The organism is Pseudomonas syringae group sp. J254-4, from assembly GCF_032586855.1.
GTDB classification, from domain to species: Bacteria; Pseudomonadota; Gammaproteobacteria; order Pseudomonadales; family Pseudomonadaceae; genus Aquipseudomonas; species Aquipseudomonas amygdali.
Genome location: NZ_JAWHOO010000002.1, coordinates 114025 through 138226, shown reverse-complemented (window position 1 = coordinate 138226; position 24202 = coordinate 114025). Strand labels below are relative to the sequence as shown.

Sequence of the window (24202 nt, the reverse complement as noted above, 5' to 3'; positions counted from 1 at the left end):
TTAAAGTGTGTGATTCACACATCGGATCGAGTCCCCAGGCCCATCGCCTGACGGGCAAACCAGCGCTTGGCGGCTGGCAACAGGTCCAGGCCCAGCAACCCGACGTTACGCCCGGCGGCAACCGCCGACCGGGAGCTGCCGAACAGGCGTGTCACCTTGTCGGAGAAGCCCACGGTCAATTGCTGATCCTGACGCTGACGCTCACGGTAGAGCTGCAGAGTAGACAACTCACCGGGCGGCGCGGCGCTGTCCAGCAGCGTCTCGGCCAGTGCATCGGCGTCACGCAAGGACAGATTGAACCCCTGCCCGGCAACCGGATGCAGGCTGTGTGCCGCATTACCCAGAATCACCAGATGCGAACGCACCTGCTCTTCGGCCTCGATCAGCGCCAGGGGGTAGACATGCCGTGCACCGACCTGACGCAGCGTGCCCAGGCGATAGCCAAACACGCCCTGCAGCTCTTCCAGAAAACTGCGGTCGTCCAGCTCGGCCAGGCGCTGGGTATCGTTGCCCGGACGCGTCCAGACCAGCGCACAGCGGTTTTCCGGCAATGGCAGCAGCGCCATCGGCCCGTCCTCGGTAAAACGTTCGAACGCCTGCCCGCAGTGAGCTTCGCTCGGCGTGATATTGGCAATCAGCGCATGCTGGTCGTAGGGCCGTTGCCGCACTCCAATACCCAGCTGCTCGCGCAGGCTGGAGCGACCGCCATCGGCCAGCACGGCCAGATCACAATCCAGTTCGGTTTCGTCACTGAGGCTCAGGCGATAACCATCGGCCAGCGGCTGCATGTGCCTGACCTCGGCCGGCACACGCCAACTGACGACATCACGATCCAGCGCCGCCCACAGTGCCTGACCGAGCCAGGCGTTCTCGACTACGTAGCCGAGCGCCGGAACACCCTCTTCGATCGCAGACAAACGGGTAGCGCCGAAGCGGCCACGGTCCGAGACCTGAATTTGCAGAATCGGTTCGGCGCGGCGGGATATCTGCTGCCAGAGGCCAAGCCGCTCATAGATGCGTCGCGAGCCGAACGACAGTGCCGAAGAACGCGCATCGTAGCTGGGCTGCCAGGCTTCACCCGGCGCAAAGGGTTCGATGAGCACGATCTTCCAGCCACGTGCCCTGGCACCGGCCTGCAGTGAAAGCGCGAGACTTGCGCCCACCAATCCGCCGCCGACGATGGCAATATTAAAGCGGCTCATGCGACCTGCGCCTTTGCAGCCGCCATCAGCGCCTCGATCTCGGCGACGGTCTTGGGCACGCCACCGGACAGAATTTCACAGCCCTGCCTGGTTACAACCACGTCGTCTTCGATTCGCACACCAATACCTCGCCATTTCTTCGCGACGTCCAGATTGTCGGGGGATATGTAGATCCCGGGTTCAACAGTCAGCGTCATGCCGACCTCCAGTACACGCCACTCGCCGCCGACCTTGTATTCACCGACGTCGTGTACATCCATGCCCAGCCAGTGACCGGCACGGTGCATGTAAAACATCTTGTAGGCCTCGCTCTCGATCAACTGATCGACGTCGCCTCGCAGCAAACCCAGCTCGACCAGCCCTGCGGTAATCACCTTGACCGTCGCTTCGTGCGCCTGGTTCCAGTGCTTGTCGGGGCCGATGGCCTCGAAAGCCGCATACTGAGACTTGAGCACCAACTCGTAGATGGCTTTTTGTTCGGGAGAAAACTTGCCGCTCACCGGAAACGTCCGGGTGATGTCACTGGCATAGCAGTCGATTTCGCAGCCCGCATCGATCAGCACCAGATCGCCATCCTTGAGAACGGCATCGTTCTGCTGGTAATGCAGGATGCAACCGTTGCGCCCCGAGGCCACGATCGAGCCGTAGGCAGGCATCTTCGAACCGCCCTTGCGAAATTCGTAATCCAGCTCGGCTTCCAGGCTGAACTCGTGCAGGCCTGCGCGACAGGCCTGCATTGCTCGCACATGGGCACGCGCAGAGATGTCCGCCGCGCTGCGCATGACTTTGATTTCCGCCGCCGATTTGTACAGGCGCATGTCGTGCAACAGATGATCCAGCGCGACAAATTCCTTGGGCGGCTGAGCACCGAGGTGCGCCTTGGAGCGGATCACGTTGATCCAGTCCATCAGGTGCCGGTCGAATTCAGGGTTGCTGCCCATCGCCGAATACACCCGGTCACGGCCCTCGATGAGGCCCGGCAGAATTTCGTCGATGTCGTTGATCGGGAATGCATCGTCTGCACCGAAATCGCGGATCGCGCCTTCCTGTCCGGCGCGCAGACCTTCCCACAATTCGCGCTCGGGGTTGCGTTCACGGCAGAACAAAACGTACTCGCCATATTCGCGTCCGGGAATCAGCACCACCACCGCTTCCGGCTCGGGAAAGCCGCTGAGGTACTGAAAGTCACTGTCCTGCCGGTAGATATGCTCGACATCACGATTGCGAATGGCAACCGCAGCAGCGGGCAGGATGGCAATGCTGTCCGGCTCCATCTGAGCCATCAGAGCCTTGCGGCGGCGGGCGTATTCGGACTTCGGGATCTGAATCATGGGCAGCAGGAGTCCTGATGGAGTCTACCGGGCCGCACTGTCGTCAGCGCGGCGCGGTGTCGCAGTGATGGGCAATCAGTGCAGAGAAGGCTTGGGTTGCGGCGCAGCAGGCTCATTGAATTCGGTGAACAGCAACAATGGCGCTACGCGCATGTATTCCATGACCTCCATATAGTCGGTCTCGCCGTCTTCGGACTCGTCCAGTGCGTCCTGAACCTGGGCAATGGCCGCCAGATCCTCAAGAACATCCTTGGCTTCGGTGCCGAGGGTCTTGTCGCCAATGGCCAGACCGAAGCCTGCCAGAAACCCCTGACACCATTGGCCCAGTGCGGCAGCACGCTCGGTCAGCGGCTCTTCGTCGCCCGGCAGCAACAGCACGACGGTCATGTCGTCACCGGTGAGTTCGCCCTTGACCATCTCTTGCAAGCCGATAAGCGCCTGGCGGATATTTTCTTGCGGCTCGGTTTCCAGCAGCACCGAAGCATCGGCAAACCAGCCTTCGTTATCGAAACCGGCACCTGCGCAACTGCGCCCCAGCAGCAGGCCATGCAGCTCGGCAGGGGATACCTGGTGACCGCCACTGTTAAGCAGAGTGGCGAACGCTTTGTACGGAGAATTCTGAATGGGCATGGGTAGCTAGTCGCCAAACGGCGCAATGTCTAGAATGAAGGCCTTGTATCCTAGACTATCCGCGCGACAAGATCACCCGGACGGCGGTTCGAGCTTGAGCACAAGCATCGCCTCCCCTGCCATTCATCAGAAAGTATTCAGTGGAAAACAATGGAAGACACCGACCTGCAAGCGCTGATGAAACGTGTGGAGCTGCTCCTGAAGTATGCCGAGCAACTTAAAGGCCAAAATGCACTCCTATTAGCTCAGGAAAAGACCTGGCGCGAGGAACGCGCCCAACTCATTGAAAAAAACGAAATCGCCCGGCAGAAGGTCGAGTCAATGATTTCGCGCCTCAAAGCCCTGGAGCAAGACTCATGAGCAATGGCAACAGCGTTACCGTTCAGATCCTCGACAAGGAATACTCGATCATCTGCCCTCAGGAAGAGCGCACCAACCTGGTCAGCGCCGCCCGTTATCTGGACGGCAAGATGCGTGAAATCCGCAGCAGCGGCAAAGTCATCGGTGCCGATCGCATCGCCGTGATGGCCGCGCTCAACATCACTCACGACCTGCTGCATAAAGAACATTTGCCTGACGTACAGACCAGCGGTTCGACTCGCGAACAGGTCCGCGATCTGCTCGACAAGGTCGATCTGGTGCTGGCCACAGACACGCCCGGCACACCGGATTCAACTCGGGGCTGATTATTGCGGGGCATTTCTGTATACTCGCGCTGCTCCCTGGAGTGCTTGCCAGTCGGTCATGTCCCTGAGCCGATACGCACAACCACGGGGGTTGCACGTTGGGGTTGGTGTGCATGTCCGCTCGACGGAAAGCCTTAAAACCTCCTGCAATCTCCACCTTGAACTTTCGGGTTCAAGGGCTAAACCGACAGCGGTTCGTCGGGGAGTCCATATTCAGTTCGTTGCCAGCCCTGCTGTCTGGCAACGACGATCCTGCCCTGGTTTCAACACCCTTCCCGGATCAGCCTGCATGACCTTCTGCTCATGATCAGCGCCCAATCGCTCACCCGTCCACAACTGCGCCGCCAGCTACGCAAGGCACGCAGGGCGTTGAGTCGCAGCCAGCAACGCGCAGCCGCCCGCGATGTTTACCGCCAATTGGCGCAGCACCCGCTGTTTCGACGTGCCCGACATGTTTCGCTGTACCTGCCGATGGATGGCGAGATCGACCCGCGGCTGTTACTGCGTGAAGCACAACGACGCGGCAAGGCCACTTACCTGCCGGTGCTCAATGCATGGCCGCGCACGCGCATGGTTTTTCAGCGCGTGCGTCCCGGCGAGAAATTCATCCCCAATCGCTTCCGCATCCCCGAGCCGCTTATCAACCGTACGAAACAACGCCATGTGTGGGCACTCGATCTGGTGCTGATGCCATTGGTAGGGTTCGATAACGAAGGCGGTCGCCTGGGCATGGGCGGTGGGTTTTATGACCGCAGCCTGGCGTATCTGGCACGCAGAAAGGCCTGGCGCAAACCGGTTCTACTCGGGCTGGCTCACGAATGTCAGAAAGTGGATCGACTGGCGCAGGCCAGTTGGGATGTACCGCTGCAAGGCACGGTATCTGATAAAGGCTGGTATCTGACACAGATACTCTGATCGTTCAGCCAACAGGGCAATCAACGATCAGAGCAGAAGCAGGGCTTAATGCCTGCCGGGGATTTTTTGCTGTTGTTGAGTGATTTCGACTGGAGCGTCATCCTTGCTGGTCCATAAGCTTTGCGCATAACCGGTTGTCACGACACCCAAGCCAAACAGAATAACCAGAATCCAGAGTAAATCAGGCTTGCGTTTCATTGACTGCCCTCCTTAGGCAAATCAATACGATGTCAGCATCGGTTTTTGTATAGGCCGTGCAACAGCGTGGAGCTTTAAAGGGCGGCATTTTGCGGTAACGTGAACCAGTACGCAAATAGTGGCGCAAGCCGACTGTCGGTTTGTCATCAAACTGTCGGTAATACCGTGAACTTTTGTCTCTGGAGAGAGAGCAATGGCCTATTGGCTGATGAAGTCCGAGCCTGACGAATTCTCGATCAGCGACCTGCAAAAACGGGGTAACGCCCGCTGGGACGGGGTGCGCAACTATCAGGCGCGTAATTTTCTAAGGAGCATGGCAGAGGGCGACGAATTCTTTTTCTACCACTCCAGTTGCCCGGAGCCGGGAATCGCCGGCATCGGCAAAATCGCCAAAGCCGCTTATCCGGACCCCACTGCACTGGACCCCGACAGCCACTATCACGACGCCAAGGCCAGCGCGGATAAAAACCCGTGGAGCGCCATAGACGTCGAGTTTGTGGATATCTTCAAGAACGTCCTGGGGCTCGGTTATCTGAAGCAACAAAGCCAGCTGGAGCAACTGCCTCTGGTGCAAAAAGGCAGTCGGCTTTCAGTGATGCCGGTTACCGCCGAACAATGGACGGCGATCCTGGCACTGCGCTGACACGCGTTATTGAACGATGAAGTTATTGAACAGCAAGTCTTCGACAATCGGCTTGCCTTCTTCATCGTTCATGACGCGCTGCACCTGCTTGAGCGCTTCCTGACGAATGTTTTCCTTCGCCTCGGCACTGCTCATGGAATCAACCGTCTGCTGAGTGAACAACGACACCAGTTGATTACGGATCAAGGCGTCATTGCGTTTCACCGCCGCCTCGGCATCGGCACCCGTTACACGCAACGCGATGTCAGCCTTGTAGACGCGCAGCTTGGGGCCGCCATCCAGCGCGTAGTTGCCCACGAACGGCGGCGTCAGCGAGACATAGGCCGCTTTGGGCGGGCCGCCTTCTTCCTTGGCTTCCTCTTGCGCCATGACAGGCAATGACAAGGCCAGCAATACCAGAATCCACGCTTTCACAGTCCACTCCTTAATACGGTTTGCCACGTAGCTTACAGCTTATGTGTGCTTATCAGGCCGGGCCATGCTTGTTGACCCGAGAACCCACTTAACTCACTTTATCGGCCATTACCGAAAAAGGAATAGCCTAATGAAAGCCCTGTTATGCAAAGCCTTCGGTCCGGCCAGCACGCTGGTGCTTGAAGACGTGCCTGGCCCCGAGATCAAAAAGAACGAAATCCTCCTCGACGTACACGCCGCCGGGGTCAACTTTCCCGACACGTTGATCATTGAGGGCAAATACCAGTTCAAGCCACCCTTCCCTTTCTCGCCGGGTGGCGAGGCAGCAGGCGTGATATCAGCCGTCGGGGAAAAGGTAACCCATCTCAAGCCCGGCGACCGCGTGATGGCGCTCACCGGCTGGGGCAGTTTTGCCGAGCAGGTCGCTGTACCCGGTTACAACGTACTGCCGATACCGACGAGCATGGACTTCACCACCGCTGCAGCGTTCAGCATGACCTACGGCACCTCCATGCATGCGCTCAATCAACGCGCCAACCTGCAAGCCGGCGAAACCCTGCTGGTGCTCGGCGCATCCGGCGGCGTGGGCCTGGCCGCCGTGGAAATTGGTAAAGCCCTCGGCGCACGCGTCATCGCCGCCGCCAGCAGCGCTGAAAAACTTGAAGTCGCCAAAAACGCAGGCGCAGACGAACTGATCAACTACAGCGAAACCAGCCTCAAGGACGAAGTAAAACGCCTCACCAACGGCAACGGCGCCGACATCATCTACGACCCGGTCGGCGGCGACCTTTTTGACCAGGCCATCCGCGCCATCGCCTGGAACGGCCGCCTGCTGGTCGTCGGCTTCGCCAGCGGCCGCATCCCGGACCTGCCCGTCAACCTGACCCTGCTTAAGGGCGCATCGGTGGTCGGCGTGTTCTGGGGCTCGTTTGCTCAGCGGCAACCGCAGGACAATGCGGCGAACTTCAAGCAGCTGTTTGCGTGGTTTGAAGAAGGGAAATTGAAGCCGCTGGTGTCGACGGTTTATCCGCTGGAAAAGGCTGGGGAGGCGATTGATTTGTTGGGTGAGCGCAGGGCTGTGGGGAAGGTGGTGGTTTTGGTGAATTGATGCCTTGAGCCTGTACTATTAAGTAAATCGTTAGTATCAAGTCGAAACTGTTAAGAAAAATATATATCTACACCACCTAACCACTCTTGAGGAAATACTGTATCGCCATACACAAACAAGGACTTAATGTATGGCAGACCAAAACCCTAATGAACAAGAACAAAAGCATCTATACGTAGTACCTAACATGGGAGGTAACAAAAGCGTAAATACCAGTATTACTGGACCTGGAAGTAACACGGGCGGCGGAATTGAAGTAAAGGTCAGCCCTCAGCATCCCGGCGCCCCTGATGCTACTCACGGATCCAGAACACGCCAGGGTGGCGATTGGTCGTTCGGCTTCAACAGTGGAACTGGTGGTGGCTTCAATGGAGGACTCAGCGGCGGCTTTGGTGGCTCAAGTAGTAAAAGAGCCAAAAAACGCGCCCGCGCTCGCGCTCAAGCCAGATCAGAAGCTCAGGCTTCGGCCCAGCGGCAAGCGGAAGAACACGCGGCCCACCTCGCAAGACTAGACGCTGAGGCACATGCCCAGGCAATGGCAGAAGCCGCCGAGCGAGAACGTATTGAAGCGCAAGTACGTGCACAGGCCGAAAAGGATCAGGCTCATCGACTGGCTCTTGAAGCGCTGACGAATGCCTACCCGTCGTTACAATCTGGATTTGCACAAAACTATTTACTGGCTTCTGCGTCGCTGCCGAATACTCTTCAAAAAGAAATAGCGCCGGGTCATGACCTGAATGTTGATTACCCAGGCGACAAGCAGGCTCTTGAGCTGATACTTCAGAAAAAAACCAGCGTTAACTACTTACTCGCAACCAAACAGCCTTTACTGGAAGAGCGTCGCACTCAGGCTATTAGTCTGACCGGTCAAGAACTTGACCATGCCACACAAAAGGACCACCTCAACTATTTGGTGTACTTCAGCCAGGGTGACCCTCTACGTGTGCAGCAGGCCCATGAAGCGTGGGTAAACGCGTTATCTCAAACCTACGAAGCAAAGCTTCTTGCCGAGTCGGTCACGCTGCTCAATGAACAATCAGCAGCACTTTCCATGCGCCATGCTGAACTGTCGCTAGCCGATAAAACGGCGAGTCAGGATGCAGATCGGACATCATCCCGACAGGCCGCTGGCATCAACAAGCTGTGGTCAGTTATTGCCCCCGCGTCAACCACCACCGCAGCACCGGGCATCAGGACCGTTGCGACCAACATCGCGAAAGACCAGCTCATCAGGATCGCGACCAGAACGCTTGGCAGCAATCTGGTCACCTTGCTGGCGATGTATCCACAACCGTTGGGCGACTCAGAGCTGCCGCCTGCTGTGATCGCCACACCTCTGTCGCAGCTCAACCTGCCACCGCATATCGATCTGCAGTACCTTGCCAGTGTCAAAGGCACGCTGGATGTGCCTCATCGACTGACGTCCGATGGAGCTGGCGCAAGCGGCGCTGCACGCTGGGTAGCTGCGGATGGCGTGAAAGTAGGTACCAAGGTTCGCGTAAGAACTTTCACGTATAACGCACTGAACAATTCCTACGAGTTTATCCGAGACGGGGAATCGACACCGGCCCTTATATGGACGCCAATAGCACAACCGGCGGACAGTTCGACAAGCTCACCCGCAGGGCCACCCGCGTTGCCGAAAGATCCAGGCAACGTGGTGACACCTTTTGTACCCGAGCTTGAAGCTTACCCGGCGATTGATCGAGATGATCCTGATGATTACATTCTCATATCGCCGATTGATTCAGGGCTGCCGAATAGCTACCTGCTGTTCAAGGACCCGAGGTCGATTCCGGGGGTTGCGAGTGGGTATGGTGAAGCGGTGACTGGAGTTTGGCTAGGAGACAGAACGCGTGCAGAAGGCGCATCGATTCCGACGCATATTGCAGATCAACTGCGCGGACGACGATTTGGTGATTTTGCTTCACTGAGGAAAGCAACCTGGATAGCCGTAGCCGATGATCCCGAGCTAGGGAAACAGTTTACTCAGAATAACCTTGAAATAATGCGAGGTGGTGGTGCGCCCCACCCTAGACTCAGCGACCAAGCCGGAGGCCGTACGAGATTTGAAATCCATCATAAAAATTATATTTCAAAAGGCGGCGCGGTTTATGACATCGACAACTTGGTTATTATGACACCAAGGCAACATATTGATCATCACAGGAGCCAAAAAAATGATCTTTAAAGAAAAGCTAGAAGATTACACCGAAGAAGAATTCCTGGAATTTTTGAGGGGACTCTCTTCTCAACACATTCAACTTCATGGTGATGAGTTTGTTAAGCACATGGATCGTTTAGTTAAGCACTTTGTAAAGGTGACAGAGCATCCAGCGCAAACAGACGTAATCTTTTATCCCGAGGAAGGTCAGGAGGACACCCCGGAGGGTATTTTAAAAACAATCAAAGAATGGCGAGCTAAAAATGGCAAGCCGGGATTCAAAGAGTAAGAACCCCATACACAAACAGCTCTAACACTATAAAAAAGGAAATCATCCATGGAAGAATTACATCATCACCTCCAGCAATTACCTGGCTTTCTGCAAGCCGAGCTTGCGGCTCACGTCGGCGACTGGAACGGAACACGTTACATCGATATAACCGATAAACACATACACGCTATCAATCATCTGGTTGCCAGCAAACGCGCTCCCTTGCAACAGGACCACATCGACAATTCGTATTTTTTGTGGGGCACTGATCCCTGGGATAAATCGTCTCTTGAGTTAAACGCACAGATGCGGGGTATGCCAGGCGGGGTGCCCACTGATTTTTACTATATGACGGGAGACGCCCGTTTTCATATGGAGAGCATCCGCTTTCTAAACGAACTCAAAGGCAATCTCGAATCGCTGCATGCTCGGCTAATAGAACAGGAACGCGAGTATAACGAGCGCATGGCCCAAGAAGCCGCACACCGCCAAGCCGAAGAAGCAGCGCGCGCAAGAGCCGAGGCTGAAGCGGCAGCTCGACGACTCGCGGAGGAACAAGCAGCGCAGCAGCGGGCCATAGAGGCCGCGTTACAACTTGCACAGCGTCAGGTCGAAGAAGCCAAGCACGCTTTGGCCTTGCGCAACGCCGAGGAAGCTCGCGCTAAAGAGGCCGAATCCCGCCATGCGGTCGAGGTGACATTTGGACCTGAAGCGTCGCGAGAAATCGATAATGCAATCAAGGTACTGAGAGGCACTATCGAAATCGCGATCACAGACTTCTCGAACGCGATCAACGCTCACGGCGCGCTCGGACTGAGCCAGCTTGAAACAATTCAACATATGAACGCCACTCACTAATCTTTCGCGACAAGGCCGGGACCAAGGCGATGACGCTTTGGTCCCGGCACTGTGCATCAAGTGGAACTGACACAAGGCATCAAAACAGACCTGATCGCTACTCAAATCATGCTCGACCCTGACCTCCGCCTCCTTGAAATAACTGATAGCAACTTCGCCGTTAACACGATTAAAGCTGTGAGAAAATAGCCGCTTTCCCGACTCGGGCCTTGCTTGTTACGGACGACTTGATTTTGTCAGCATTAACGCCGCCGACCGAGCCTGACTTGGCTTACCAGGTAACGCAGACTGTTTTGGCCACTGCGGATATGCCGACAGCTTATGACTTTTCCACTCTAGACAAAGATTATTGCATCCCTCACCCGACCTCAGGAGAGTTGAGCTTCGGTTACATTTCTATGTACGAAAGCCGCAACCTGACCTTGCCAGGCGGAGAAATTTATTTGCGTGTAGGTAAGCATTTCGGCTTCAGTAGCGGTTTTGGAGTCAACCACATTTGGCAGGGGCACGGTCATGAACTGGCCAAGTCTGGCTGCAAAACCATTCAGGATGTATCTGCATTTGTTGCCGGAATTTTAAGTGCAGGTGCACAGATTTATTGCGAGGGTTATCAGACGCGTGATGGGCATCGACTTACGGTCATACGCAATGCCAGAGGGTGCGCAATTTTGTCGCCACAAGAAGAAGCTGAACGAGGATTTTTCTACTCGGTGGTCACCGCCTACAAAATACTTAGGAGGCGACCGGCGATCAAAGTAGGGACTCTGAAACCAAAAAAAGCGCCATAGGCGCCTTTTTCAGAGTACGAGAGGGCTGGTAGTCGCAGCGCTTGCTTAGCACGTCCAGACAAGAGGCCTGAAAGGGGTCGAAAGCCAACCGTTGTCGCCAGTTGCCGCTACCGCACGAGTGACGCCTCGCACAATCCACACCTGCTCGCCGGTATCGTCATTGAATCGAGCAGGCCCTGCTCTTATTGAGCCCTCGCGAGCATTCTGATGAAACACAGGGTCGTCGTCAACCACAGGGCTGCATTCTGAAACTGCTTTGATACTGGCACTTCGCTGATGCCCCGCCCTTCCTACAACACCTTCCTCACATTCTCCGGCAAATAATCCACATACTTACGCATCGGATTCTTTTGACATTGGGCGATAATGCCCGGCGCCGCCTCCAGCAATTCAACAACCAATGCCTGACGTTCGTCCAGGGTGAGAAATTGCTCTATGACCGGACCGCTCGACAGGTATAACTCTGTCCGCATTAGCGCATCCGGCTTGACGTCCTTGCGCCATTTGCGACCCTCGAACATTTCCCTGTTCAACTGCCAGCACAACTCCTGCTTCAGCTCGGCATTGGATGTCAGCGGCGGGTTGGTGTGTGGTCGCCCTGTGAAGGTAAACGTGACCATAACTGCTTCGCCCTCGGGATGAGAGGCCGGTGGCTCCCAGGGTTCAAAGGTCCATAGCTCAACAGCACTTCGGGTCAGGCTGATGAACCTCGGATCAGTTGCCCCCCGCACTTCAAGAAAGCGCACGCCGCCATCGGCCTGAATGAAAATCCTGACGGTGACACTGTTTTTTACCAAGGCATAACGCATCGACGCCGGATAGTCCGGCTCCGGCATATACAACGGCACCGGATACGACGGCAACGCCTGTGCTGTCCCCGCCGAGAGTATCCCTGCCAACACGATCACACTCAGCACACGGCTCATTCGCTGCCCTCCGCTTGCTCAGCCAACCCGACCATCAACGCCTTGATCGGTGCTGGCAGATAGTCGCCGTACAAACGATCGGGATTGCTTCTGCAATTGCTGACCATCATCGGTATCGCGGCGCCCAGTTGCTCAAGCAGGACCTGGCGTTGGGGCTCGCTACGCAGGTGGGCAACATGACTGCCGAACAGCGCCTGCCCGGTGTACCAGAACACGTCGACTTTACTCAGCGGCTCTTTGGGATAGTCCTGGCGGGCGGACTTCACTTCGTGGTTGAGGTAACCGCAACGGATGTTGCCCAGGCCGACGGTGACTTCGGTATTGAAACGCCTATAGCCATGGGAGCCGAAAATCACCGGCACGGTGATCGTGGTCATGGGCGGCGCGCCGACTGTTCCCACCCAAGGCTTGTAGCGCCATTGACGTAGCGCCTGCTCCACCGCTTCGGCGAGTTGCAGGTGGCCGCTCTCTACGGCCCTGACTTCGCGGACCTGACCGTCGGAGTTTATCCACAGCTGTGCCCGGACCTTGCCTGCGTAGCGGGTCTTGACCAGTTCAGGAGGAAACACTGGTGTCGGCGTGTACACCGGCACCAGAAATGACTCCGTCGCGCCAACGTGCGGGGCCAGTGCGACGGCAATCATGAAGGCGAAAATTCTCATTGTTGTATGGGCTCATCGTCGTGGTGCGCCGCTGCGGCGCAATGACGACGATGGTAAAAGTCTGCCGAAAGGCCAGTAAGCACGCGGCTTCCGATACGCCTGTAGGACCCATCCCAAACTTTTGAAACACATACAAACGCTCGCCAAATGTTCATAAAAGAACAGGAAAACGTCTGTATCTCCTACAAAAAATCAGTCCAAAGGCACTGCTTTTTTCTGTAATGAAAATGTAATATTCGCATTCGCAAAAAAACAATAATCAGGAGCTTCTCCATGTTTGGGTTTTTCCGCCCTGCCAGGCATCAGGCACCCCTTCCCGAAGAAAAGGTCGATAGCACTTATCGGCGTCTGCGCTGGCAGATCTTCGCAGGCATCTTTATCGGCTATGCCGGTTACTACCTGCTGCGCAAGAATTTCTCGCTGGCGATGCCGTATCTGATCGACGAGGGCTATACGCGTGGTCAGTTGGGCGTTGCGATGTCGGCCATCGCAATTGCCTATGGCTTGTCGAAATTCCTCATGGGGATCGTTTCAGACCGCTCCAACCCGCGCTACTTCCTGCCCTTCGGCCTGCTGGTATCTGCCGGGATCATGTTCATCTTCGGCTTCGCGCCGTGGGCGACGTCCAGTGTCACGATCATGTTCGTGCTGTTGTTCATCAATGGCTGGGCCCAGGGCATGGGCTGGCCGCCGAGCGGGCGGACGATGGTCCACTGGTGGTCGCAGAAAGAGCGCGGCGGCGTGGTGTCTGTGTGGAACGTGGCGCACAACGTTGGCGGCGGCCTGATCGGCCCGCTGTTCCTGCTCGGCATGGGCTGGACCAACGACTGGCATGCGGCGTTCTACGTGCCGGCGGCGGTTGCGTTGCTGGTCGCGGTGTTCGCATTCGCGACCATGCGTGACACCCCGCAATCGGTCGGCCTGCCGCCTATCGAGCACTACAAGAACGATTACCCGGAAGGCTACGATGCCAGCCACGAAGAGGAATTCAGCGCCCGGGAAATCTTCGTCAAGTACGTGCTGCGCAACAAGTTCCTGTGGTACATCGCCATGGCCAACGTGTTCGTTTATCTGCTGCGCTACGGCGTGCTGGACTGGGCGCCAACCTATCTGAAAGAAGCCAAGCACTTCACGGTCGACAAGACCTCATGGGCCTATTTTCTGTACGAGTGGGCGGGTATTCCGGGCACGCTGCTGTGCGGCTGGATGTCGGACAAGATCTTCAAGGGCAATCGCGGCCTGACCGGCATGGTGTTCATGTTTCTGGTGACCATTGCCACGCTGGTGTATTGGCTGAACCCTGAAGGCAACCCGACCGTCGACATGATCGCGCTGGTATCCATCGGCTTCCTGATCTATGGCCCGGTCATGCTGATCGGCCTGCAGGCGCTGGAACTGGCGCCGAAGAAGGCAGCGGGTACGGCAGCCGGCTTTACCGGGCTGTTCGGCTATCTGGGCGGGTCGGTTGCGGCGAGTGCGGCGATGGGCTACACGGTCGACCACTTCGGCTGGGACGGCGGCTTTGTGCTGCTGATCGGCGCGTGCATTCTGGCGATGGCATTCCTTGCGCCGACGCTGCGGCACAAACAGGTCGCCAGCACCTCGCGCGATACCAAGGACTGACCCAAAGGCCGGTCAGGCGGTCTCTGACTTGCAGCGCTTGAGCCGCGCCTCCAGATTCAGGTCTGGCATGGCGTGGCTACGCAGGGCCTTGGCAGTCTGTTCCACGTACTCGCGGGTGGTTCCATAGCGCCCGCTGGCGCTGGCCAGCACCTGACTCAACACACTGTCGGGCAGGTTGCCCGCGTAGCTGGGCAAATGCCGTTCCAGCACGAAGCCCAGCGCCTGTACCTTCCTGCCGTCTTCAATGCGGCAATTGAGCCAGTGCGGGCGATACGAGGGATATGGCATCTCACGCTCCCACAAGGCCAGCAGCGATTTCTCCAGGCACTCATCCGGCAGGCGATAGGCAAAACCGGTGCATGAACCGCCGCGATCCAGCCCGAATACCAGGCCCGGCACCTCCGGCGTACCGCGATGCTCGTGCGACCACAGGTAAAGCCCGCGGTGATAACCGTGCACTCGACCGCGCTGGCTCTCTACGGCGGTGCACTCGGGACGCCAGATCAGCGAGCCGTAGGCGAACAGCCAGACCGGGCCGCCTTTATGAAGACGCATGGTGGCGTCCATTGATGCGAGCAGTTGCTCGCGGGTAAGCTGCGGACCCAGATCGATAACGGGCGGATACGTCAGCCCAAGGCCGTCATGCACTGCAGCGGCCAACTCATTGATTGGATTCTCCATTTGCCTCCCTGACAGTCTGACTGTCAGTTTTTACCGAGCCCCGCTGACTCGCTCGTGGGTGAGCGGCATCAGGGTGTCGTGGTTCGGTTGTTGCCACAGGCCAAAGGCCTGTTTCTACAAAAAGTTGTCTGGCGACGAATTGACATCGCCGTAAGCTATAAGCAGCTAAAGCAATTTACACTCCAGTTATGCAGCCGTCAGTCCGGCATCACGGACGCGGTGCGTAGGCGAATACGTCTGCGCGCATCTGGTGGGCGTCCATTCCGGCACTGACAAGAGCGTCCAGCGTTCCGTAAACCATGGCAGGTGAGCCGCTGGCGTAGACGTAAACCGCCGACAGGTCCTTGATGTCTTCGCAAACCGCCTCGTGCAGCAGACCACAACGCCCTTCCCAGCCACACAGGTCACTGACGACCTTGTGCAGGAACAGGTTCGGCAGTTTCGCCCACTCATCCCAGTGGCTGACCTGGTAAAAGTCCTCGGGCCGACGCACGCCCCAGTACAAATGCACCGGGTGACTGAAGCCTGCTGAGCGACAGTACTCAAGCAAACTGTTCATTTGCGCCATACCTGTACCGGCAGCAATCAGTACCAAAGGCCCGTCCGGCAGCTCGGCAAGGTGGGTATCGCCAAACGGCAGCTCAACCCGCGCCATTTTGTTGCGTTGCAGTTGCTCGATCAGGCTGCGCGCACTGTCTTCACGAGCCAGTACATGCAATTCCAGATCACGACCGCTGTGCGGTGCCGATGCGATGGAGAATGCCGACTTCTCGCCATTCTCCCGCTCGATCATCAGGTACTGCCCGGCGTGATAACGCGGAGGCTTGCCTGCCGGGGCGCGCAAACCTACCCGCCAGACATCGCCACCGATTTCGACACACTCGCTCACCTGACAGGCAAAGCTGCGCACCGGCAGCTCACCCTTGGCCAGCACGCCATCCCAGAGCACAACACAATCTTCAAGCGGCTCTGCTACACACGTATGAATCTCACCGTGATCAAGCGTCTGACCCGACTGCATCACCCGCCCCTCGACCAGCAAGGCCGAGCAGATATGACAGTTGCCGTTGCGACAGCTCTGCGGGCATTCATAGCCCAGACGCTGCGCAGCATCGAGAATCCGCTCGCCCGGCAGGGTGTCCAGCACCGCACCTGACGGCTGCAAGGTTACGCGCATCAGTCTATTCCCAACTGAGTCCAGATCTCGTCCACCCGGCGCGTGGTGGCTTCGTCCTTGACGATAGCCCTGCCCCATTCACGTGTGGTCTCGCCTGGCCATTTGTTAGTGGCGTCCAGGCCCATTTTTGATCCCAGGCCGGACACCGGAGAGGCAAAATCGAGGTAATCGATGGGCGTGTTGTCGATCATGACCGTGTCGCGTTTGGGGTCCATGCGGGTGGTGATGGCCCATATCACGTCATTCCAGTCACGTGCATTGATGTCGTCGTCGGTGACGATCACGAACTTGGTGTACATGAACTGGCGCAGGAACGACCAGACCCCCAGCATCACGCGCTTGGCATGACCGGGGTACTGTTTCTTGATGGTCACCACCGCCATGCGATAGGAGCAACCTTCAGGCGGCAGGTAAAAATCGACGATCTCTGGAAACTGCTTTTGCAGAATCGGCACGAACACTTCGTTCAGCGCGACACCCAGAATGGCGGGCTCGTCCGGTGGACGCCCGGTGTAGGTGCTGTGGTAGATCGGCTTGATACGGTGCGTGATGCGCTCGACGGTCAACACCGGAAAGCTGTCGACTTCGTTGTAATAGCCGGTGTGGTCGCCATAAGGCCCTTCATTGGCCATCTCGCCCGGATGAATCACACCCTCCAGCACGATCTCGGCGCTGGCTGGCACCTGCAGGTTGCTGCCACGGCACTTGATCAGCTCGGTACGTGACCCACGCAACAGCCCGGCGAAGGCATATTCGGACAGGCTGTCCGGCACTGGCGTCACGGCACCAAGAATGGTCGCCGGGTCAGCACCCAGTGCGACGGCAACCGGATAAGGCTCACCGGGATGCTTGGCGCACCAGTCGCGAAAATCCAGCGCGCCGCCACGATGGCTGAGCCAACGCATGATGATCTTGTTGCGGCCAATGACCTGCTGGCGGTAGATGCCGAGGTTCTGCCGCTCCTTGTTCGGGCCCTTGGTGACCGTCAGGCCCCAGGTAATCAGCGGTGCGACGTCGCCCGGCCAGCAGGTTTGCACGGGCAGCATGCCGAGATCGACGTCATCGCCTTCGATGACAATCTCCTGGCAGGGTGCATCCTTGACCACCTTGGGGGCCATGGCGATGACTTTGCGGAAGATGGGCAGCTTGGACCACGCATCTTTCAGGCCCTTGGGCGGCTCGGGTTCTTTCAGAAACGCCAGCAGCTTGCCGATTTCACGCAACTCACTGACAGCCTCTGCGCCCATGCCCATGGCCACGCGCTCGGGCGTGCCGAACAGGTTGCCCAGCACCGGAATATCAAAGCCGACCGGTTTTTCGAACAGCAGGGCCGGGCCCTTGGCACGCAGGGTACGGTCGCAGATTTCAGTCATTTCCAGCACAGGCGAGATCGGCATCTGGATGCGTTTCAACTCTCCGCGCTGCTCAAGCTGCTGCACGAAATCCCTTAGATCTTTGAATTTCATTAACCCGGCCATTTATCCAAATAGACGCACATCGTACCTGCTCCAGCCCTTCAAGGCAGCTAATCGGCGGCGCGTGGGCAAAAAAAATGGTGCCCCGAAGGACACCATTTTTTGTTTCAGCCTGCCAGTTACTTGCGTTTCATGGACAGGAAGAACTCGTCGTTGGTCTTGGTCTGCTTGAGCTTGTCGATCAGGAACTCGATAGCCGCGACTTCGTCCATCGGGTGCAGCAGCTTGCGCAGGATCCACATGCGCTGCAACTCGTCATCAGCGGTCAACAGCTCTTCACGGCGTGTGCCGGAGCGGTTGATGTTGATGGCCGGGAACACACGCTTCTCTGCGATCTTGCGATCCAGAGGCAGCTCCATGTTGCCAGTACCCTTGAACTCTTCGTAGATGACTTCATCCATCTTCGAACCGGTTTCAACCAGTGCGGTGGCGATGATGGTCAACGAGCCGCCTTCTTCGATGTTTCGCGCAGCACCGAAGAAGCGCTTTGGCTTCTCGAGTGCATGAGCATCGACACCACCGGTCAGTACCTTGCCGGAGCTCGGGATGACGGTGTTGTAGGCGCGAGCCAGACGAGTGATGGAGTCCAGCAGGATAACGACGTCTTTCTTGTGCTCGACCAGGCGCTTGGCCTTCTCGATCACCATTTCGGCAACCTGTACGTGACGGGTTGGCGGTTCGTCGAATGTCGAGGCAACCACTTCGCCGCGCACGGTGCGCTGCATTTCGGTTACTTCTTCCGGACGCTCATCGATCAGCAGAACGATCAGGTGCACTTCCGGGTTGTTACGCGTGATGTTCGACGCGATGTTCTGCAGCATGATGGTCTTGCCCGCTTTCGGCGGAGCAACGATCAGACCACGCTGACCTTTACCGATCGGTGCGCACAGATCGATCACACGACCGGTCAGGTCTTCGGTGGAACCGTTACCGGCTTCCATCTTCATGCGAATCGTCGGGAACAGCGGCGTCAGGTTTTCGAACAGAATCTTGTTCTTGGCGTTTTCCGGACGGTCGTAGTTGATCGTGTCGACCTTGAGCAGAGCGAAATAACGCTCACCTTCCTTTGGTGGACGGATCTTGCCAACGATGGTGTCGCCGGTACGCAGGTTGAAACGGCGGATCTGGCTAGGGGAGACATAGATGTCATCCGGGCCGGCCAGGTAGGAAGCGTCTGCAGAGCGCAGGAAACCGAAGCCGTCCTGGAGAATCTCCAGCACGCCATCACCGGATATTTCCTCGCCACTTTTGGCGTGCCGTTTGAGCAGGGAAAAAATGACGTCCTGCTTGCGCGAACGGGCCATATTTTCTATGCCAGCCTGTTCGGCCATTTCGAGCAATTCGGTAATCGGCTTTTGCTTGAGTTCAGTCAGGTTCATATGGGGAATGACGTAATCATGTATGGAGGGGGAAATTAAGCTTTTGGCTTAATGAGGCCGCGCCGCAGAGAAGGCGACAGGATCGCGTACTAAATCGAAAGGAGAGCGTCGGCGACGGCTAGCAGGGGGCAACGGAGAAGCCGTTGCGGGGCCGAATGTACCACCGGATTTTCCAGGCGTCTAGTGCAGCGCCCGAAAAAAACCCCGCAATTTGCGGGGCTTTGAAACGTCTCAGATGTTGGCGTCGAGAAACGCGGCCAGCTGCGACTTCGACAGCGCACCGACTTTGGTCGCTTCAACGTTGCCATTCTTGAACAGCATCAACGTCGGAATACCGCGCACGCCATGCTTGGCAGGGGTTTCCTGATTTTCATCGATATTCAGCTTGGCAATTGTCAGCTTGCCTGCATAGGTGTCGGCGATTTCGTCCAGCACCGGGGCAATCATCTTGCACGGACCGCACCACTCAGCCCAGTAGTCTACAAGCACAGCACCCTCAGCCTTGAGTACTTCGGCTTCGAAGTTAGCGTCGGTGACGTGTTTGATCTTTTCGTTGCTCATGGAAGTCTCCGAGGTCATAGGCGAAAAACGACGCTCATCATAGCGGGCTGCAAGTCATTCAGGAAGCGAAGGTTCATTGAGTCTGGCTATGGTGGTGCATGACTGGAGTTATGGCAGGGGCTCAGCTGGAAGGCGAAACGAACACGATGCCGGTGCGAAGTGCTGCGCCACGGATATGATCCTGCATGGCCTTTTGCGCGGGCCCCGACGCATGCCGAGCCAGCGCGCGAAGGATCTTGCGGTGCTCCTGCCAGGTTTCCATGACCCTTGCCGCACGTATGAACGGCATTTTCTGGCTCTCAAGGAAGATGTCGGCACCTGCGGTCACGATTCCCAGCATGGCCTGATTGCCACTGGCGACCAGGATGTGCCGGTGAAACTCGAAATCCAGCCGGGCTGCGGCCTCGAAGTCACCGGCACGCAATTCCATACGCATGGCTTCGACATTGTCTTCAAGCACATCCCGTTCATCAGCGGTCAGGGTGACGGCCGCCAGACCCGCGGCGAAGCCTTCCAGCGCGTAACGCAGTTGAAACGTGTCGGCCGGAGAAACCTGTGCCTCAAAAGGCCAGGAAAAACCACTCGTGCGCTGTTCTGGTTCAGAAATGGACTGCACAAACACGCCTTTACCCGGCTGAACGCTGACCACTCCCAATGCGCTGAGCGATGACAAGGCCTCACGCAATGAAGCACGACTGACTCCCAGCAAAACAGCCAGATCGCGTTGCGATGGCAGGCTTTCGCCGGGCTTGTAGCCTTGCTCGGCAATCAACTTGCGAATGGCCCGGAGGGCTGATTCGGGTACTGCGAGTGAGGTGTGGGGCATCACTGTTCAGGCCAGTCAGTCCAGTAAAAATCCCTTTTATCGCCATCCCGAAGATTCGGCAAGCGACGCCCAGTGCTGGGGCGGCAGCGCTTTTCAACGCGCCAAAGCAGGGCGAACCACGCCTTGACTGGTCAGACCAGTAAGACCATAAACACGCTGCAAAGCTTGAGTTATGGCACGTCATCGTCGGATGGCATGCGCTGTGCACTGGAGACAGGCCAACATCCTACGTTTCGCCCGGAGATTTCTATGACCAAGCGTTACAGCGCCCTGCTTGCTGCACTGTTTGCCAGCCTGATGCTGAGCCAGACACCCGCCCACGCCAACGGCCTGGACGACGTTGTAGCGCGTGGCACCCTGAAGGTGGCCGTTCCGCAGGACTTCCCGCCATTCGGCTCGGTCGGCCCGGACATGAAGCCTCGCGGCCTGGACATCGACACCGCGCAACTGCTGGCCGACCAATTGAAGGTCAAGCTGGAACTGACGCCGGTCAACAGCACCAACCGCATCCCGTTCCTGACCACCGGCAAGGTTGATCTGGTGATCTCCAGCCTGGGCAAGAACCCGGATCGCGAGAAAGTCATCGATTTCTCCCGCGCGTACGCGCCGTTCTACCTGGCGGTATTCGGCCCACCTGATTCTCCGGTCAAGGACATCGCTGACCTGAAAGGCAAGACCATCAGTGTTACCCGTGGCGCAATCGAAGACATCGAGCTGTCGAAAGTTGCACCGGAAGGCGCAACCATCAAGCGCTTTGAAGATAACAACTCGACCATCGCCGCCTACCTGGCTGGCCAGACCGACCTGATCGCCAGCGGCAACGTGGTGATGGTCGCTATCAGCGAGCGCAACCCCAAGCGCATTCCAGCGCTGAAAGTGAAACTCAAGGATTCGCCTGTTTATGTCGGCGTGAACAAAGGCCAGCCGGAACTGCTGGGCAAGGTCGACGAGATCCTCAACGCCGCCAAGGCTGACGGCGCGCTGGAAAAAGCGTCGCAGAAATGGCTGAAGCAACCGCTGCCTGCCGATCTCTGATCACTGCTTTCCCGGTCACAGGATTCACCAATGGCTTATCACTTCGACTTCACACCGGTCCTGCAGAACATTGATGTGCTGTTGCGCGGGGCTTTGTTCACGCTGGAACTGACGGCCATTGGCACCCTGCTGGGCGTCAGCCTCGGCATTGTCGGTGCCGTCGTGAGGGCCTGGAAGATCCAGCCCTTTGCGACGATATTTGCGATCTATGTCGAGCTGATCCGCAATACACCGTTTCTGGTCCAGCTGTTCTTCATTTTCTTCGGCCTGCCATCGCTGGGCGTGCAGATCACGGAATGGCAGGCGGCGGTGCTGGCGATGGTCATCAACCTGGGCGCCTACTCGACAGAAATTATTCGGGCAGGCATCCAGGCGATTCCCAAGGGACAGCTTGAAGCGTCGGCAGCGCTGGCGATGAATCGTTATGAAGCGTTTCGCTACGTGGTCCTGGTCCCGGCATTGAGCAAGGTCTGGCCGGCCTTGAGCAGCCAGATCATCATTGTGATGCTGGGCTCGGCGGTCTGCTCGCAGATTGCCACTGAAGAGTTGAGCTTCTTTGCCAACTTCATTCAGTCGCGCAACTTCCGCTCGTTCGAAACCTACATTGTGACCACGCTGATCTACCTGGCCATGGCGCTGCTGATCCGGCAACTGCTGGCCTGGATCGGGCGTCGCTACATATCGAGGAACAGCTGATGGATTTCACCCTCTGGGACATCCTGCGCAATCTGCTGATCGGCCTGCAATGGACCGTTGCCCTGTCGCTGGTGGCCTTCATTGGCGGTGGCTTGATCGGCTTGCTGGTGATGGGCATGCGTACCTCGGAAAAAACCGGCCCGCGTGTGACCGCCAAGCTCTATATAGAACTGTTTCAAGGCACACCACTGCTGATGCAGCTGTTTCTGGTGTTCTTCGGTGTTGCCCTGATGGGCATGAACATTTCGCCCTGGGCAGCGGCAGCGCTGGCCTTGACGCTGTTTACCAGCGCCTACCTCGCCGAGATCTGGCGCGGCTGCGTGGAGTCGATCTCCAAGGGCCAGTGGGAAGCGTCTGCCAGCCTGGCGATGACCCCGTTCGAGCAGATGCGCTACGTGATATTGCCTCAGGCGCTGCGTATCGCAGTTGCGCCAACGGTCGGCTTTTCCGTGCAGGTGGTCAAAGGCACCGCGGTGACGTCGATCATCGGCTTCACCGAACTGACCAAGACCGGCAGCATGCTGGCCAACGCTACGTTCGAACCTTTCATGGTCTATGGCTTCGTTGCTCTGGGCTACTTCATCCTGTGCTACCCCTTGTCGCTGTGCGCGCGCCATCTGGAAAGGAGACTGCATGCCTCTGCTTAGAATTTCCGCCCTGCATAAATACTATGGCGATCATCACGTGCTCAAAGGCATCGATCTGTCGGTCGAGGAAGGCCAGGTCGTGGCGATCATCGGTCGCAGCGGCTCGGGCAAAAGCACCCTGTTGCGCACGCTCAACGGCCTGGAGTCGATCAACGATGGCGTGATCGAGGTCGATGGCGAATACCTGGACGCCGCACGCGCCGATCTGCGCACCCTGCGCCAGAAGGTCGGCATGGTGTTTCAGCAGTTCAACCTGTTCCCGCATCTGAGCGTGGGCGAGAACGTAATGCTCGCGCCGCAGGTCGTGCAGAAAGTGCCGAAGGCCGAAGCCGCGAAGCTGGCGAGAAAGATGCTGGAGCGTGTCGGGCTGGGCGAGAAGTTCGACGCCTTCCCGGATCGCCTGTCCGGTGGCCAGCAGCAACGCGTAGCGATTGCCCGCGCACTGGCGATGTCGCCCAAGGTGTTGCTGTGCGACGAAATCACCTCGGCGCTGGACCCGGAGCTGGTCAACGAAGTGCTCAGCGTGGTGCGCCAGCTGGCCGCCGACGGCATGACCCTGATCATGGTGACTCACGAAATGCGCTTCGCCCGTGAAGTGGGCGACAAGCTGGTGTTCATGCACCAGGGCAAGGTGCATGAAGTGGGCGACCCGAAAGTACTCTTCGCCAACCCGAAAACCCCGGAACTGGCGAACTTCATCGGCACCGTAGAGCACGCGTGACAAGAGCGAACGCAGAGCGTCCAGAACTGCATGCGACGCGGAGCGTCGCACGATAGTTGAGGTTATCGTTCCGCACGCTCCAGCGTGAGAATGCCGTTCGTGACGCTCCGCGTCACAAATCTGCGCCGCGCCACGCCCTCAAGACAGGACGCAGAGCTCCCAGAACTGCATGCGACGCGGAGCGTCGCACGATAGTCGGGGCCATCGTTCCGCACGCTCCAGTGGGAATGCCGTTCGTGGCGCTCCGCGTCACAGCTCTGCGCCGCGCCGCAACCTCAAGACCGGACGCAGAGCGTCCAGAGCTGCATGCGACGCGGAGCGTCGCACGATAGTTGAGGTTATCGTTCCGCACGCTCCAGCGTGGGAATGCCGTTCGTGACGCTCCGCGTCACAGATCTGCGCCGCGCCGCGCCCTCAAGACAGGACGCAGAGCTCCCAGAACTGCATGCGACGCGGAGCACCGCACGATAGTTGGGATTATCGTTCCGCACGCTCCAGCGTGGAATGCCTAGCAATGTTGATCAGATAGCTATGCGCCACGTTCAAGAGTAATACCGGGTATTTCCGCTGCCTGGACAGCTTCGC

The 24202-nt window shown here is 57.7% G+C and carries 27 protein-coding genes and 1 other RNA gene; 15 read left to right on the top strand and 13 right to left on the bottom strand.

The window, feature by feature from the left end; all coding sequences use genetic code 11:
• Positions 1-14: 14 nt before the first annotated feature.
• The 3 genes from ubiH to RYB09_RS03840 all read right to left on the bottom strand — a co-directional run bounded on the left by ubiH (position 15) and on the right by RYB09_RS03840 (position 3163).
• Positions 15-1202, bottom strand: a complete 1188-nt coding sequence (ubiH, locus tag RYB09_RS03850; protein ID WP_316887557.1) for a 2-octaprenyl-6-methoxyphenyl hydroxylase — start codon at positions 1200-1202, stop codon at positions 15-17.
• Positions 1199-2533 carry a Xaa-Pro aminopeptidase gene (gene pepP / locus RYB09_RS03845; RefSeq protein WP_058408245.1) on the bottom strand — a complete coding sequence of 445 codons (1335 nt, stop codon included), beginning with the start codon at positions 2531-2533 and terminating at the stop codon, positions 1199-1201. The genes ubiH and pepP overlap by 4 nt, the downstream gene beginning before the upstream one ends.
• Positions 2534-2608: 75 nt before the next feature.
• Positions 2609-3163, bottom strand: a complete 555-nt coding sequence (locus RYB09_RS03840) for a YecA family protein (RefSeq protein WP_316887555.1) — start codon at positions 3161-3163, stop codon at positions 2609-2611.
• 150 nt (positions 3164-3313) lie between these two features.
• Between RYB09_RS03840 and RYB09_RS03835 the strand changes: the two genes are divergently transcribed.
• The 4 genes from RYB09_RS03835 to RYB09_RS03820 all read left to right on the top strand — a co-directional run bounded on the left by RYB09_RS03835 (position 3314) and on the right by RYB09_RS03820 (position 4764).
• Entirely contained in the window at positions 3314-3523 is a 210-nt protein-coding gene (locus RYB09_RS03835) for a TIGR02449 family protein (protein ID WP_002551573.1), read from the top strand.
• Positions 3520-3849 (top strand): cell division protein ZapA, encoded by a 330-nt coding sequence (locus tag RYB09_RS03830; RefSeq protein ID WP_003317331.1) that lies wholly within the window; start codon positions 3520-3522, stop codon positions 3847-3849. Before RYB09_RS03835 ends, RYB09_RS03830 begins: the two co-directional genes overlap by 4 nt.
• 30 nt (positions 3850-3879) lie before the next feature.
• A non-coding RNA gene (ssrS, locus tag RYB09_RS03825) (6S RNA) lies at positions 3880-4058 on the top strand.
• Positions 4059-4152: 94 nt separating this feature from the next.
• On the top strand, positions 4153-4764 hold the full coding sequence (locus RYB09_RS03820; protein ID WP_058402775.1) for a 5-formyltetrahydrofolate cyclo-ligase: 612 nt from the start codon (positions 4153-4155) through the stop codon (positions 4762-4764).
• Positions 4765-4809: 45 nt separating this feature from the next.
• On the opposite strand, the gene RYB09_RS03815 is transcribed toward RYB09_RS03820, so the two are convergent.
• Positions 4810-4962, bottom strand: a complete 153-nt coding sequence (locus RYB09_RS03815; RefSeq protein ID WP_058402774.1) for a hypothetical protein — start codon at positions 4960-4962, stop codon at positions 4810-4812.
• A gap of 193 nt (positions 4963-5155) precedes the next feature.
• On the opposite strand from RYB09_RS03815, the gene RYB09_RS03810 reads away from it, so the two are divergent.
• A complete protein-coding gene (locus RYB09_RS03810) occupies positions 5156-5605 on the top strand; it encodes an EVE domain-containing protein (RefSeq protein WP_058408243.1) in 450 nt (149 codons plus the stop codon).
• 6 nt (positions 5606-5611) lie between these two features.
• Here RYB09_RS03810 and RYB09_RS03805 read toward each other — a convergent pair whose 3' ends face one another.
• Positions 5612-6019 carry a flagellar basal body-associated protein FliL gene (locus tag RYB09_RS03805; RefSeq protein WP_002551568.1) on the bottom strand — a complete coding sequence of 136 codons (408 nt, stop codon included), beginning with the start codon at positions 6017-6019 and terminating at the stop codon, positions 5612-5614.
• A 130-nt stretch (positions 6020-6149) separates the two neighbouring features.
• On the opposite strand from RYB09_RS03805, the gene RYB09_RS03800 reads away from it, so the two are divergent.
• The 5 genes from RYB09_RS03800 to RYB09_RS03780 all read left to right on the top strand — a co-directional run bounded on the left by RYB09_RS03800 (position 6150) and on the right by RYB09_RS03780 (position 11208).
• Positions 6150-7127, top strand: a complete 978-nt coding sequence (locus RYB09_RS03800) for an NADPH:quinone oxidoreductase family protein (RefSeq protein ID WP_122258892.1) — start codon at positions 6150-6152, stop codon at positions 7125-7127.
• A 535-nt stretch (positions 7128-7662) separates the two neighbouring features.
• Entirely contained in the window at positions 7663-9318 is a 1656-nt protein-coding gene (locus RYB09_RS03795; RefSeq protein ID WP_122280498.1) for an S-type pyocin domain-containing protein, read from the top strand.
• Positions 9308-9580, top strand: a complete 273-nt coding sequence (locus tag RYB09_RS03790) for a bacteriocin immunity protein (RefSeq protein ID WP_230017317.1) — start codon at positions 9308-9310, stop codon at positions 9578-9580. Before RYB09_RS03795 ends, RYB09_RS03790 begins: the two co-directional genes overlap by 11 nt.
• 48 nt (positions 9581-9628) lie before the next feature.
• On the top strand, positions 9629-10420 hold the full coding sequence (locus RYB09_RS03785; RefSeq protein ID WP_230017316.1) for a hypothetical protein: 792 nt from the start codon (positions 9629-9631) through the stop codon (positions 10418-10420).
• Positions 10421-10629: 209 nt separating this feature from the next.
• Complete coding sequence (locus tag RYB09_RS03780; RefSeq protein WP_223886826.1) at positions 10630-11208, top strand: hypothetical protein; 579 nt, start codon at positions 10630-10632, stop codon at positions 11206-11208.
• Positions 11209-11498: 290 nt separating this feature from the next.
• Here the strand turns inward: RYB09_RS03780 and RYB09_RS03775 are convergent, their stop codons facing one another.
• Positions 11499-12134, bottom strand: a complete 636-nt coding sequence (locus RYB09_RS03775; protein WP_316887554.1) for an energy transducer TonB — start codon at positions 12132-12134, stop codon at positions 11499-11501.
• Positions 12131-12796, bottom strand: coding sequence for an energy transducer TonB (locus RYB09_RS03770; protein ID WP_316887553.1), 666 nt, complete (start codon positions 12794-12796; stop codon positions 12131-12133). Before RYB09_RS03770 ends, RYB09_RS03775 begins: the two co-directional genes overlap by 4 nt.
• Before the next feature lie 273 nt (positions 12797-13069).
• Here RYB09_RS03770 and glpT point away from each other — a divergent pair, with 273 nt between their 5' ends.
• Complete coding sequence (gene glpT, locus RYB09_RS03765; protein ID WP_005744792.1) at positions 13070-14419, top strand: glycerol-3-phosphate transporter; 1350 nt, start codon at positions 13070-13072, stop codon at positions 14417-14419.
• Between the two features lie 12 nt (positions 14420-14431).
• Here the strand turns inward: glpT and RYB09_RS03760 are convergent, their stop codons facing one another.
• From RYB09_RS03760 to RYB09_RS03735, 6 genes are all read right to left on the bottom strand, one after another.
• Entirely contained in the window at positions 14432-15100 is a 669-nt protein-coding gene (locus RYB09_RS03760) for a gamma-glutamylcyclotransferase (RefSeq protein WP_316887552.1), read from the bottom strand.
• Between the two features lie 208 nt (positions 15101-15308).
• Positions 15309-16277: a CDP-6-deoxy-delta-3,4-glucoseen reductase gene (locus RYB09_RS03755; RefSeq protein WP_057401137.1), complete on the bottom strand. Its 969-nt coding sequence runs from the start codon at positions 16275-16277 to the stop codon at positions 15309-15311.
• Entirely contained in the window at positions 16277-17743 is a 1467-nt protein-coding gene (gene ubiD, locus RYB09_RS03750) for a 4-hydroxy-3-polyprenylbenzoate decarboxylase (protein WP_024674574.1), read from the bottom strand. The genes RYB09_RS03755 and ubiD overlap by 1 nt, the downstream gene beginning before the upstream one ends.
• A gap of 128 nt (positions 17744-17871) precedes the next feature.
• A complete protein-coding gene (rho, locus tag RYB09_RS03745) occupies positions 17872-19131 on the bottom strand; it encodes a transcription termination factor Rho (RefSeq protein ID WP_002551560.1) in 1260 nt (419 codons plus the stop codon).
• A gap of 231 nt (positions 19132-19362) precedes the next feature.
• Positions 19363-19692: a thioredoxin TrxA gene (gene trxA / locus RYB09_RS03740; RefSeq protein ID WP_004655183.1), complete on the bottom strand. Its 330-nt coding sequence runs from the start codon at positions 19690-19692 to the stop codon at positions 19363-19365.
• 121 nt (positions 19693-19813) lie between these two features.
• Positions 19814-20518 (bottom strand): FadR/GntR family transcriptional regulator, encoded by a 705-nt coding sequence (locus RYB09_RS03735; protein ID WP_004655184.1) that lies wholly within the window; start codon positions 20516-20518, stop codon positions 19814-19816.
• Between the two features lie 249 nt (positions 20519-20767).
• On the opposite strand from RYB09_RS03735, the gene RYB09_RS03730 reads away from it, so the two are divergent.
• From RYB09_RS03730 to RYB09_RS03715, 4 genes are read left to right on the top strand one after another with little or no spacing between them, the layout of a single operon-like run.
• Positions 20768-21553, top strand: a complete 786-nt coding sequence (locus RYB09_RS03730; RefSeq protein ID WP_002551557.1) for a transporter substrate-binding domain-containing protein — start codon at positions 20768-20770, stop codon at positions 21551-21553.
• Positions 21554-21583: 30 nt separating this feature from the next.
• Positions 21584-22249, top strand: a complete 666-nt coding sequence (locus RYB09_RS03725) for an amino acid ABC transporter permease (RefSeq protein ID WP_219170773.1) — start codon at positions 21584-21586, stop codon at positions 22247-22249.
• Positions 22246-22896 carry an amino acid ABC transporter permease gene (locus tag RYB09_RS03720; protein ID WP_032074436.1) on the top strand — a complete coding sequence of 217 codons (651 nt, stop codon included), beginning with the start codon at positions 22246-22248 and terminating at the stop codon, positions 22894-22896. Before RYB09_RS03725 ends, RYB09_RS03720 begins: the two co-directional genes overlap by 4 nt.
• Positions 22883-23617, top strand: a complete 735-nt coding sequence (locus RYB09_RS03715; protein WP_003317352.1) for an amino acid ABC transporter ATP-binding protein — start codon at positions 22883-22885, stop codon at positions 23615-23617. Before RYB09_RS03720 ends, RYB09_RS03715 begins: the two co-directional genes overlap by 14 nt.
• The last annotated feature ends 585 nt before the right edge of the window (positions 23618-24202 follow it).